The sequence below is a fragment of the Herminiimonas arsenitoxidans genome, assembly GCF_900130075.1.
GTDB lineage: Bacteria > Pseudomonadota > Gammaproteobacteria > Burkholderiales > Burkholderiaceae_D > Oxalicibacterium > Oxalicibacterium arsenitoxidans.
The window spans coordinates 1,404,884-1,417,382 of sequence record NZ_LT671418.1; the positions used below are offsets into that span (position 1 = coordinate 1,404,884).

Here is a 12,499-nt window from a genome sequence, read left to right on the forward strand (position 1 = left end):
TTATAGATCCATCGCCAACTTCGAGCTCAAGCTGCTCATGGCAATGGAATCAAAATTCTGAAATCCGTACATCCCGGCCGGCTCTCGCATTCGATCAAACCCATATGTTGCTGTACGAATGTCTGTGCCAGCGTCAACCCTAACCCACTACCGCCATCCCGGCCCGAGACCAAAGGATAAAAAATACGATCGCGGATGTCAGGCGGGATGCCCGGTCCGTTATCGATGATATGCAAGTCTAATGCCAGCCGGTATCGGACCTTGTTTAGCGTCACTTGTCGCGCAATACGCGTACGCAAAGTCAACTCGGCATCACCGGCTTTCATGCGTGCGGAAAGCACTTGCGCCGCATTGTGTGCAATATTCAATACCGCTTGTATCAGTTGCTCCTTGTCACCACGGAATTCTGGCACCGACAGATCGTAATCACGTTTGATCTTCAAGCCATTCGGGAATTCAGACACAATCAGGCTACGTACGCGCTCACACACTTCATGGATATTCACATCGCCAACGATATGCGGGCTGCGATGCGGTGCCAGCAGTCTATCCACCAGCGTTTGCAGGCGATCTGCTTCCTTGATGATGACTTGCGTATATTCGCGGAATTCTTTTAGATGCCGCTCCGGTAGCTCCAGTTCCAGCAACTGCGCTGCGCCACGTATGCCGCCCAGCGGATTTTTGATCTCATGCGCGAGATTACGAATCAACTCTTTATTGGCCTGACTCTGATCGAGCAAACGCTCTTCTCTATCCAGCTTCAGTTGCTGCACGTTCTCACGCAGCTCTATCAATACCGGCGTCTCCGCACTATCCAGCACAGAGAACACAATATGCACTTGTAAAGGGTCACGTCCCATACGCTCCAGGACCAAATCCAGTCGCTTGTCGGCGAATTGATGCTCTAGAGCTTCCTGGAATACTTGTTCCAGTTCATGACAATTGATGAAGAGTTCATTCAACTTATGATTTGTCAGTGCCTTGCTTGAGCTTTCCAGCAAAATTTCTGCTGCCGGATTGGCATACGCAATCTCGCTATCCGCACGTAGAACAAGAACGGCTGACGCTAATAAATCGAGACCATCTAAAGCTATTAAAGGTTTTTTCACAGGAATCCAAAAAGAAAGGCCGCACTATGCGGCCTGATCCAAGCAAACATCGTACCGATGTTATTTCAGGTTGCCGAGTTCACGCTTCAATGCTTCTACATTCTTCTCTGAACGAGCAAGATCATCCTTCAGCGTAGCTGTGCGCTCCTGGTATTTTGCATAATTACGCTCGTCACCACGACGCTCCGGCTCACCATTATTGTATTCGCGGCGAATATCAGCCAGTTTTTGTTCCTCGGCGCGCATCTCATCCTGCAGAATCTGGCGGCGATCGCTATCACGCGCTTTTTGAATTGTATTGTCTACACGAGGGAAATCGCTAGGAGAGGATGGCTTGGCTACTGCCGTCTGCTGTGTGGCTGGCTTTTTTGCCGCCGGAACTGTACTCACGCCGGGCAAATCGACCTTTTTGCATTTATTGGTAGGGCCGGTATTTTTGTACTCACGGTTGCCATTGCTATCTATACACAGATAGACATCATTTTGCGCATAGGCGGAAAATACGATGGAAGAGAGAAACAGGACTGCGAGTTGACGTTTCATAGACTTTCTTTTTTGAAACTGTTAAATCGGGTTCTTAGTTTAGGGCAACAATTCAAGCCTGACAAACACTGATCGCCAGTTTACTGCGTACTAGCAACAGATCAATAAAAAAGGCGGGAAAAGCTTACGCTCCTCCCGCCTTTTTTCACCTTGCGGTAACAATCAAAAGATTGATTACAGCGAGTAGTACATATCGTATTCGACTGGGTGAGCAGTCATGCGGAAGCGTTGAACTTCTTGCATTTTCAATTCAATGTACGCATCGATCATGCCGTCGCTGAACACGCCGCCACGAGTCAAGAACTCGCGGTCTTTGTTCAACGCGTCCAATGCTTCTTCCAGCGAAGCACAGACTGTTGGGATCAATGCATCTTCTTCTGGTGGCAAGTGGTACAAGTCTTTCGAGGCTGCTTCGCCTGGATGGATCTTGTTCTGTACGCCGTCCAAACCTGCCATCAGCAACGCTGAGAAGCACAGGTATGGGTTAGCCAGTGGATCTGGGAAACGCGCTTCAACGCGGCGACCTTTAGGATTCGATACGTGTGGGATACGGATCGAAGCGGAACGGTTACGTGCCGAGTAAGCCAATTTGACCGGAGCTTCAAAGCCTGGAACCAAACGTTTGTACGAGTTGGTACCTGGATTGGTAATCGCGTTCAATGCTTTAGCATGTTTGATGATGCCGCCGATGTAGTACAGAGCGAAATCGGACAAGCCTGCATAGCCGTCGCCAGCGAACAAGTTTTTGCCGTCTTTCCAGACCGATTGATGCACGTGCATGCCCGAACCGTTGTCGCCAACGATAGGTTTAGGCATGAAAGTCGCTGTTTTGCCGTAGGTATGCGCCACGTTCCAAACAACGTATTTCAGGTTCTGGGTCCAGTCAGCGCGCTCAACCAGAGTCGAGAATTTGCTGCCGATTTCGTTTTGACCAGCGCCAGCAACTTCGTGGTGATGTACTTCAACTGGAATGCCGAGGGATTCCAGGATCAAGCACATTTCCGAACGCATGTCTTGGAAGCTGTCGACTGGTGGCACTGGGAAGTAGCCGCCTTTAACTGTAGGACGGTGACCTGTGTTACCGCCTTCAAGCTTCTCGCCGGTGCTCCACGATGCTTCTTCCGAATCGATCTTGACGAAGCAGCCGTCCATGCCGATTTTCCAGCGGATGCTGTCGAAAATGAAGAATTCTGGTTCTGGACCGAAGTAAGCGGTGTCGCCCAAGCCGGAGGATTTCAAATACGCTTCAGCGCGTTTAGCGATCGAACGTGGGTCACGATCGTAGCCTTTGCCGTCCGATGGTTCGATCACGTCGCACTGCATGAACAGTGTGGTTTCTTCGAAGAATGGGTCGATGTTTGCGGTGTTCGGATCCGGCATCAACAACATGTCGGATGATTCGATACCTTTCCAACCAGCGATGGAGGAACCGTCAAACGCATGACCGGATTCAAATTTATCCATGTCGAAATGCGAAACTGGCACAGTGACGTGCTGTTCTTTACCGCGTGTGTCAGCAAAGCGAAAATCAACGAATTTAACTTCGTTGTCTTTCACCATCTTCAAGACCTCTGCTGCCGTCATTGCCATGCGAATCTCCTAAAATTGAGCAAAGTAATACAGAATTAGTAAATGGGTTGTGAGACGTGCGTGTACTAACAGCATGTGTCCATAACTCGCCCGAAATGATAGCAGATTCCATGCCACCATCTTCAGCAAAAATATATGAGCGCACCTTGCTGGAGCAGCCTGTGTTTACGGGCTAAGCGCTCTTTTGGAGCATGCAGGCGATCTTCTGGCGAGAAAGATGATTCACCATTTTGGTGAATCATCTTAATTAAGCACCTTAAAAGTGCAAATCATTGGAAAAACTGAATGAACGCACTATTTTGATGCAACTAAAGAGCAAGGAAGAAAACGACGGCAACAGCTGTTGGCAAAAGAGCACCAAGCAATAAACCGAGCATGCCGATAGATTGATCTTCGAAGCCTTGACGTAATAAAGCCACACCTGCCGGATTCGGCGCGTTAGCGATCACTGTCAAACCGCCGCCGGCAACTGCACCGGCAACCAGCATGTATTTAGCCGCATCAGACATCCCTTCGATCAGAGAGCCTAAATAGGTCAGCGCAGCATTATCGGTAATTGCCGTCAAACCCAGTGCACCAAAGAACAGTGCCGTCGGCTCAAGGCTGGCAACGATAGGCTGCAACCACCATTGCTGCATGCCACCCAAGACTACCAAACCGGCCAGGAAGAATCCGACCAGCAAGCCTTCTTTCAAAATCAGCGGACTTTGGAACTGTTCATACGCTTTCGTAAATCCGAGGAAAAACAGGAACAGACCAATAAAAATCACCGGGTGATGCGCAAACACCACCACACCGCACAAAAATGCGAGGTGCACCAGACTGACGATCAAAGGCATGCCGGCTTCCGCACTCTGCTCATTACCTTCCGCATCAGCTTTCTTGATATAGGAACGCAACAGGAACGTAATGCCAGTCGCATTGATCAACACTGCAAGCGCGGCCTTCCAACCGAAATTAGCCGCCATGAATGCACTATCCCAGCTCCATGTGGTCGCCACCATCAACACAGGTGGAGCAGCAAACGACGTCAAGGTACCGCCAATCGAGATATTGACGAAGAGCACACCAAGCGCACCGTACTTCAACCACTCAGGAATACCTGGACGAAATACCAGCGGAGCCAGCATCAGGGCAGCCAGCGTCATCGCTGCAGGTTCGGTAATCAATGAGCCTATCAAGGGCACCAGCGCCATGCACAACCACACATGCGCAATGGCTGTATTCAAAGGGGCGACACGCGCAATCGTCGCAATCAGTGATTTGACGATTTCCAGCACTGGTCGCGAAGCGGCGATCACCATGATCACGAAGACAAACAGCGGCTCGGTATATTGTCGAGACTCCGCATAATCCAGCGCAGCCGTGCCACCAGATACCAGCGCCATCACCACGATCAGGACAAAAGCCCAGAAGCCAAAGACGACTTCGATCTCGCCTAATAGATGCAACAAGCCTGCATGTTTGGGATGATGATGCGCGAGACGCTCAAAGGATTTTGCCGCGAAAGTATGTATGAGCGCGATGCCAAAGATAATCGCTGCGATAAACTGGATAGTAGTCATGGGATTACCTGATTGACGTGAACGACGATTATAACAATGCGTAGCTACGGCAAACTTACAAACAAGTGCTCATCTATAATAAGTCGCACCATCAACCCGAATCTACATCATGACAACTTCTGCTGACATTCTCGCTACTGCGCGTGCGCGCGGCGAGGCAAATCAATTACCTTATGCTGGCGCTCTTACGCCACAAGAAGCCTACGCCCTGTTGCAAAACGATCCCAAGGTCAAATTGGTCGATGTGCGCACAACTGCTGAACGCGACTGGATCGGTCGTCCGGACATCGCGGCGGAACAACATACGGCTGTGCAATGGAATCTGTATCCGGGCGGGATACCCAACCCGGATTTTTTGCCGCAACTGGAACAAGTTGCAGATAAAGATACCGTCCTGCTCTTTCTCTGCCGCGGTGCCGTACGTTCACGCCACGCCGCCAAGCTGGCAACAGAAAACGGCTATGCCAATTCCTTCGATGTACTGGAAGGTTTTGAAGGCGATAAAGATGCCGATGGCCATCGCAAAAATGTCAACGGCTGGTGCAAGGCAGGCTTGCCCTGGATAGGCGCTTAAGCCGCTTCGGCTTTAGCTTCACTCAGCCACAAGATACGCTTGCGCACCAGATTGATATGGCTGCGCAAGCGATATAACTCATCCGCGAACGAAAGCGGAATCGAGATCTGATTCACCTTCTCCTCTATCTCTTTCAAACGCTGCAACTGTGCCGGATAAACAGTCGCACGCTGTTCCGGTGGCACATCCTCAATCACTTGTTCGACGGTACGCAATTGCCCATACCAGCGATACACGCGTGAGCGCACCTTCCATACATAGAGCGGCGGTACGATGCGCGACAACGGCAAGATCAATGCACCTAGTGCCACAATCACCACCCACATGCGCTCAAAGAAATTGGCCAGCCAGAACGACATATAGCGTTGCAAAAATGGCGGACCATTGCGATAGAATTTTTCGGCCTCAGGCACAACTGGAATTTCCGTGTAACTCGCATTAGGGAATTCTCCCTGCTTGCGGAACCAACCGGCACCACCGTGTATTGTCGCGGCCGCTTGCACGAATAAATCGATCAAAGCCGGATGCAAATCTTCGCGTGCTACCAAGGTCGCCGTCGGTGCGATCAAGTGATAATTTTTCGGTGGCAAATCCTTGCCCAAATCGACTATCCCGCGCGGCAAAATGACATGCGATAAATAAGGGAAGCGACGCGAATACGCTTCTGCCTGCGTGAAGTCAAAAAGCTTGATGCCCGGTGTCTGCAACAACATCTGTATCAGCAAGGCATCCGGTGCCGAACTAAAAACGAGCGCATCAATACGCCCTGCCAGCAACTCAACCGTAGCGGGCGTATTTTCCAATTGCTTGATCTTTACATCGCTCGGTTCCAAACCGTTGACCGACAGAATGGTCTTGAACAACTTCGGCACACCAGTTCCCTCCGGCCCGACATTGACGCGCAATCCCTTCAATTGCGTCAACTGCGTGATGTGCTTGCTCTCACGATAAAACAACCAGATCGGCTCCGTGAACAAGCTGCCCAACGAGACCAGTCCGGCTTCCTTCGCCGCTTCCTGATCTATCGAACCACTTTGCACAAATGCAATGTCGACATCCGAATCAGGATCCATCAAACGCTGCAGATTTTCCTGCGAACCCAGTGATGGTGCCAACGTCACCTTGATACCGAATTTACCCAAGGCCGCGGCATACTTTTTACCGAATTCTTCATAAGCACTGTTTTCCTGTCCGGTCGCCAACGTTACATGCGTTGGCGGCGTAGGATCGACCAAGCGGTAAGCGACATAACAGAGCGCAATGACCAGAACCGTCATCGGCCCGGCAGTGACGATCAAGTCGCGCAAGGAAAATTGAGTGAATTTGAAAATTTTCGGCATGTCGTTCCTATTACAAACAATTGGCTACACGATGCCAAGAATGCACGAATGAAGCAAGCACAGCATACTGTCTTGCCTATCAGCAGTTATATGGAACGGGAGTAAGAGAATCATCCCATCGCTACGCGGCAACGATGGGATGCGAGACATTCAATCAGGCAAGCTTGACTGCGTGTTCACGTGTTTCGTGGAAAGTAACCGCAGGCCAACGCTCTTGCGTCAGTCGCAGATTGACACCGGAACTGGCCAGATAGGCCAGATTGCCAGCAGCGTCGTGGGCCAGATTATGACCGGCAGATGATTTTTCAAAATCAGCCAGCATCTTCTTGTCGTCGCAAGTAATCCAGCGTGCGCTGCTGATGCTGGTACCTTCAAATACGGCATCGACGCCGTACTCATTCATCAAGCGGCTCGCAACCACTTCAAATTGCAGTACGCCGACGCCACCCAAAATCAGATCGCTGCTGTTGACCGGTTTGAACACTTGAATCGCGCCCTCTTCACCCAACTGCTGCAAACCCTTGTGCAACTGTTTGATCTTCAGCGGATTACGGATGCGTACTGAACGGAAGAAGTCTGGCGCGAAGTAAGGAATACCAGTGAACTGCAGCAATTCGCCTTCGGAAAAACTGTCACCGATCTGCATATTGCCGTGATTCGGCAAGCCGATAATATCGCCGGCGTAAGCTTCTTCAACTTGCTCGCGGCTCGATGCCATGAAGGTCACCACGCTGGACACCTTGATCTCGCGATTGAGGCGCAAATGCTTGATCTTCATGCCACGTTCGAAGCGGCCGGAACATACGCGCAAGAAGGCAATACGATCGCGATGTGCTGGATCCATATTGGCTTGAATCTTGAAGACAAAACCGGAGAACGGCAATTCAGTCGGCTTGACGGCACGCACAGTCGCATCACGCTCACGCGGCGGCTGCGCCCAATCCAGCAAGGCATTCAGAATTTCACGTACACCGAAGTTATTGATCGCGGAGCCGAAGAAGACCGGCGTACGCGTACCGTTCAAGAAGGCGTCCAGTTCAAACGGATGCGAAGCGCCATGCACCAGTTCTACTTCCATCTTCAATTGTTCGATCTCTTGCGGGAACATTTCTGCCAGACGCGGATTGTCGATACCTTTGACGACTTCAAACGTCTGATCCGCCTTCTCGCTGCCCGGTGCGAACAACATGATTTCATCGCGCAACAAGTGATACACGCCGCGGAAATTCTTACCCATACCAATCGGCCAGGTAACCGGCGCGCATTCGATCTTGAGTACCGATTCCAGCTCATCCAGCAATTCCAGCGGATCGCGTGTTTCACGATCCAGCTTGTTCATGAACGTGATGATAGGCGTGTTGCGCATACGGCAAACATTGAGCAACTTGATCGTCTGCGTCTCTACACCTTTGGCGGCATCAATCACCATCAAGGCGGAATCGACCGCCGTCAACACGCGATAGGTATCTTCCGAGAAATCCTGGTGACCTGGGGTGTCGAGCAAATTGACGACGTGATCGCGGTATTCGAACTGCATGACCGAGCTGGCGACAGAAATGCCGCGCTGCTTTTCGATTTCCATCCAGTCGGACGTTGCATGGCGTCCGCTCTTGCGTCCCTTGACGGTACCGGCGAGCTGAATCGCGCCGGAGAACAGCAGCAGTTTTTCAGTCAGCGTGGTTTTACCCGCATCCGGATGCGAGATGATGCCGAAGGTGCGTCGACGCGCAACTTCGCTGGTAATCAATTCAGAAGAAACTGTGCGCGATTCAAACGCTTCTACTTCAGCGGAATCGGAACTTGGTAATTCGGGCGCGGCGGACATGGAGTAGCCCTTGGAAAAAGGCCTAAAGTCTACCGACTCTTGGCCTTGAAGTCTAATGCGTCTATGACTGACGGGGATTTTAAGGAACGACGGGATGCTTCAAATGCAGAATACTTAACGTTTTACCAATCCCGCAGCCTCTAGACGTGCCCATACGGCGGCTTTCTCGTCATCATCGTAAATGATCCAATTGATCACTTCGTCGAAGGTTCTGCCACAGCCTTTGCAGACTTCATCGCCATGCGAAGTCGAGCAATAGCCTGCACAAGGCGAATCGGGCCGCAATGCACTACGCGGCAGGTCGGAAGGATTATCTGCGTTACTCATACTGAAAATATTCGATGACTCTTTATATCGCCGACGCCTGAAGCGTCATGCGCATATTGCTATTGATGCGTCCAGAATCAGTTCGACTGAACGATGTAATCAGTCAACAACACTTCCTGAACGCTGCGTGTCTTGAGGGTTGCATTCGCCACATCGCGCAACATTTCTTGCACGTATGCAGCGCCTTCCGGCGTTCTCACGCGTTGCGAATCGACATTGGCCAGCGCTGCCTGCAAGGCAACATCCAAGGCCGCCTTGTTGCGCTGTACCCATGCAGCGTCTTCCTTATGCGTTTGCAACGCAACGGTAGCCTTGATCGAAAGTTGCGAAGAACGCACCACCATCGGACCAAAATTGGAATACGCGATAGGACTTAACTGCTGCGCACTAGGCTTGAAATAAAACCATGCAATCGCAATCCCGATAGCGACAACCGCTCCGATAGCCAGCGTGCCACCAAGTATCGTGATCAACAGATTGCCGGATTGCTTGGTTTTGACCATAAGAAGATTTCGGGAAGAAAAATGACTAGCTGCTAGTTTAACTGATGTCGCATCCCGAAATCGTGTTCTTGCCTCAGCAATTCACAATCATGACGATTTAACAATGTAACTAGTTATGCAGGCCGACTTGGCGTGATCGTATTACCACCGCGTTCCAGCCGATCTTCCAACTCGCCAATATAAGCGGCCAATGTATTACCGGATTGTTCGACTGCTGCAACGACACCGGTTTCGAGCTTTTCCAATCTTTCTATGAGTGCAGTCTGCTCATCGGCATCCTGCTTCACAACCGTTTGTGTTTTCTCATCTATGAAACGATGCAATTCGCTAAAACGAGAGGCTTCCAGTTCACGGCTGTTTTGCAATTCCTTCGCATGACGCCGTGCTTCCAGCATGACGGAAGATTGCAGGTAAAGGATACAGACCAGGAAGTAAAACGTGAGCAAGGCGGTCAATCCCAACATGACCAAACCCAGCGGCGCCTGTACGGTTGTCACACCAAGCCAGAGTTCGGTTGGTGTATTGAACGTATTCCAATTCAACGCGGCAAGCGCGCCGATGGCTCCAAGGATGATAACGAAAAACAAAGTACGAATCTGCATAGTGGTCTCGCTCCTTTCTTTGTTGGCACATCGAAAAAATAAGCAAACAACCTGACTAACTACTTGCATCGAACAAATACGTACTACTTACATGTGGCACTCATAGCACTATCACATCATGTCGGTCTATCTCAGTCTTGGCGCCATGTATTGATATAAATTAAATAAACTGTTGCGTATTTATATCTAGAGCTACAAGAAACCTATTATCCGACACATTTGTTAATGTAACATTCAGACTACATTTAGTTACCCAATAAAAACAATTCTATACGGAGCGCCGCTTATGAAACTCGCATCTCTTTTGGCAATGACAGTATTGGCGGCGGGCATTAATTCCGCAGCGGCACAAGATCTGGTCCTGGCCATAAACGAAGGTGTGACTTACCAAGATGGCGGCCCAGCCAGTGAGCGTTACAAGCCACTTCTGCAATTGCTGTCAAAAGAGCTGAAACAGAATGTGAAGCTGCAAACCGTCGATAAATACGCGGTATTTGAAAAAGGCTTGGCCGAAGGTAAATACGATCTGGCATTCATACACCCAGCCCATGTCGGTTTGCTGGCAGTGAAAAAGAACGGTTATGAAGGTCTGGTCACCGCCAAAGGCTTTACTGATTACCGCGCCCGCGTGATGGTTGCACAAGCATCACCATTGAAATCCATGCAGGATTTGCGTGGCAAGAAAATCGGCGTGCCATCGGTGGAATCCATCACCACCGTGATGTTCACCGCCAATCTGCACGAATTACGCTTCCCTAATCCGGAAAAAACATACACACCAACTCGCTATCAAGACGCCGTACCGTTCATGATTGAAAACGGCTTTGTCGATGCCGGCGTTACCGGTTCAGCCGGTGTCGCAAAAGCATGGGTTGCCAAAGGCGGCCGCATTCTGGGCGAAACAAAACCGATTCCAATAAAGCAATTCCTGGCCTCGAAAAAACTGAGCGACGCAGAACGCGAAAAAGTCAAAAACCTGTTGCTGAATTTATCGGAAAACGAAGCAGGTAAAAATGCCTTATCCAAAATTGGCATGACCGGCTTTGTCCCATGGAATGCTACTGCTATGGATGAAGCAACTGCACGCCTCGGTCTGTAATTAAAAAGGCCTTCACGATGAGATGATCGTGTAGGCCTTTTTACTAAATGTCAGCTCTTAACATACCTGCTTAATTTCTACATAAATTGACGCGCTGCTCCAGCAAATCCAGCCAGCGCTCGCCGCACTTCTCGTTACTGATACACAGCGCATAATCCGTCACCGTGCGCGCCGCACGTTCCAGTAACTGGATATCCGCTTCATGCTGACGCGCGACATGCGGGTCTTCCAAAAACAAAACACGACGACACTGCTGCCTATCCAGTATCAATTCTGCGATCTGCGCATCACCACCCATCGGGCCACTCAGATAAGGTTTGACCCAGTTACGACCGGCTTCTTCACCTTTGATTTTCTGCGCCAGCTTGTTCAGCAAGCTCCCCGTCGTGCCAGTCGCGCAACGGAATCCGAATTGATCCAGTAATTCAAAATGGCGCTCTGCGATGTCCAGCATGCGATCTTTCATCGCATCGTGGGCAATCATTGCAATACCCTCATTCTTCAAATCGAACGTGGCATCCAGCTCAGGATTTGGCGCTGCGCCGATCGCGATCGATTCCAGCTCCAGCCATTCACGTGCGCTAGCCAGCGTCGATAAAAACGGTTTGCCATGAATCACGCATTGCCGCTTCAAAGCGACCGCCTCCGGGAATGTGGATGAAGGGTCAACCGGATCCATCAAGTAAATGACAGCATCCAATCGACGCTCAGGATCACTATCCACCACGCGCGAGACCAGTTTCATCAAACCACCATGTCGGCCGTAAGGAAAACGTTCGATACGCGGATAATCTTTCAACAAACCGAGATGATCCATCGCATCCAGCGTGCGTCCGACCACGATTAATTCGGGTTGTAAATGTTCTTCAATCGCAACGCGGCTACCATTGAGTAAGAGGGCTAGTGCGGAGTCGCGAGCGTCTTGGTGAGTGCGGCTAGTGGCTAATCCAATGCGGAAATTACGGCGAGAAGCAGGCATATTAAACAGTCAAAAAGGCTAAGCGCTGCAACATTGCAGTGCGTCAACTTAAGTATATCGCCTGTCGATGAATAACTTGTGACATTCCTGATCTGTGATAATATACTGTTCATACATACAGTATTTATGTGTTTTCGTCGGGCCGCTCCCCCTCCCTGTTTTATCGTGCGGCCCGACACTTTCTTCTGCAATTGCTGCAACCATCTTCGCGTCACGCCTACAGGCAAACCACTTCCCCGATACATACAACTTGCCTATCCCTCGTTTTTGGCTCAAAGTAGCGCCCAGTTTGACCTTCTTGGCTCGGGGTCCTGCGCATTTGATGCGTGGGTGAGAGATACCCGTTGAACCTGATTGAGATAATTCTCGCGCAGGAAAGCACACAATCATCGCCGTACACCGGCATCGAATCCGCTTACCTGCCATCTATTTTGAAAGACGAT

12 protein-coding genes and 1 riboswitch are annotated in these 12,499 nt (G+C 50.4%); of the genes, 2 read left to right on the forward strand and 10 right to left on the reverse strand.

The features are described 5' to 3' along the window. Positions 1 to 35: 35 nt before the first annotated feature. The 4 genes from glnL to BQ6873_RS06600 form a co-directional block, all read right to left on the reverse strand. Positions 36 to 1,109 carry a nitrogen regulation protein NR(II) gene (gene glnL / locus BQ6873_RS06585; protein WP_076591935.1) on the reverse strand — a complete coding sequence of 358 codons (1,074 nt, stop codon included), beginning with the start codon at positions 1,107 to 1,109 and terminating at the stop codon, positions 36 to 38. 60 nt (positions 1,110 to 1,169) lie between these two features. Then, a complete protein-coding gene (locus BQ6873_RS06590) occupies positions 1,170 to 1,652 on the reverse strand; it encodes a DUF4124 domain-containing protein (RefSeq protein WP_076591936.1) in 483 nt (160 codons plus the stop codon). Positions 1,653 to 1,826: 174 nt separating this feature from the next. Then, positions 1,827 to 3,242, reverse strand: a complete 1,416-nt coding sequence (gene glnA / locus BQ6873_RS06595; protein WP_076591937.1) for a type I glutamate--ammonia ligase — start codon at positions 3,240 to 3,242, stop codon at positions 1,827 to 1,829. 308 nt (positions 3,243 to 3,550) lie between these two features. Next, positions 3,551 to 4,807, reverse strand: coding sequence for a putative Na+/H+ antiporter (locus BQ6873_RS06600; protein WP_076591938.1), 1,257 nt, complete (start codon positions 4,805 to 4,807; stop codon positions 3,551 to 3,553). A gap of 109 nt (positions 4,808 to 4,916) precedes the next feature. Here BQ6873_RS06600 and BQ6873_RS06605 point away from each other — a divergent pair, with 109 nt between their 5' ends. Continuing rightward, positions 4,917 to 5,381, forward strand: coding sequence for a rhodanese-like domain-containing protein (locus tag BQ6873_RS06605; protein ID WP_076591939.1), 465 nt, complete (start codon positions 4,917 to 4,919; stop codon positions 5,379 to 5,381). Here BQ6873_RS06605 and BQ6873_RS06610 read toward each other — a convergent pair. The 5 genes from BQ6873_RS06610 to BQ6873_RS06630 form a co-directional block, all read right to left on the reverse strand. Next, positions 5,378 to 6,721: a TAXI family TRAP transporter solute-binding subunit gene (locus BQ6873_RS06610; RefSeq protein ID WP_076591940.1), complete on the reverse strand. Its 1,344-nt coding sequence runs from the start codon at positions 6,719 to 6,721 to the stop codon at positions 5,378 to 5,380. The two genes, BQ6873_RS06605 and BQ6873_RS06610, sit on opposite strands and share 4 nt — an antisense overlap. A 154-nt stretch (positions 6,722 to 6,875) precedes the next feature. Next, a complete protein-coding gene (locus tag BQ6873_RS06615; RefSeq protein WP_076591941.1) occupies positions 6,876 to 8,546 on the reverse strand; it encodes a peptide chain release factor 3 in 1,671 nt (556 codons plus the stop codon). A 114-nt stretch (positions 8,547 to 8,660) separates the two neighbouring features. Beyond that, a complete protein-coding gene (locus BQ6873_RS06620; RefSeq protein ID WP_076591942.1) occupies positions 8,661 to 8,873 on the reverse strand; it encodes a DUF1289 domain-containing protein in 213 nt (70 codons plus the stop codon). Between the two features lie 77 nt (positions 8,874 to 8,950). Next, positions 8,951 to 9,376 carry a flagellar basal body-associated FliL family protein gene (locus tag BQ6873_RS06625; RefSeq protein WP_076591943.1) on the reverse strand — a complete coding sequence of 142 codons (426 nt, stop codon included), beginning with the start codon at positions 9,374 to 9,376 and terminating at the stop codon, positions 8,951 to 8,953. 113 nt (positions 9,377 to 9,489) lie between these two features. Then, complete coding sequence (locus BQ6873_RS06630) at positions 9,490 to 9,978, reverse strand: Signal transduction histidine kinase (protein ID WP_076591944.1); 489 nt, start codon at positions 9,976 to 9,978, stop codon at positions 9,490 to 9,492. A 286-nt stretch (positions 9,979 to 10,264) separates the two neighbouring features. On the opposite strand from BQ6873_RS06630, the gene BQ6873_RS06635 reads away from it, so the two are divergent. Further along, on the forward strand, positions 10,265 to 11,077 hold the full coding sequence (locus tag BQ6873_RS06635) for a phosphate/phosphite/phosphonate ABC transporter substrate-binding protein (protein WP_076591945.1): 813 nt from the start codon (positions 10,265 to 10,267) through the stop codon (positions 11,075 to 11,077). A gap of 70 nt (positions 11,078 to 11,147) precedes the next feature. Here the strand turns inward: BQ6873_RS06635 and BQ6873_RS06640 are convergent, their stop codons facing one another. Then, a complete protein-coding gene (locus BQ6873_RS06640; protein ID WP_076591946.1) occupies positions 11,148 to 12,056 on the reverse strand; it encodes a methylglyoxal synthase in 909 nt (302 codons plus the stop codon). Positions 12,057 to 12,350: 294 nt separating this feature from the next. Further along, a riboswitch (TPP riboswitch) is annotated at positions 12,351 to 12,450 on the forward strand. Positions 12,451 to 12,499: the final 49 nt, after the last annotated feature.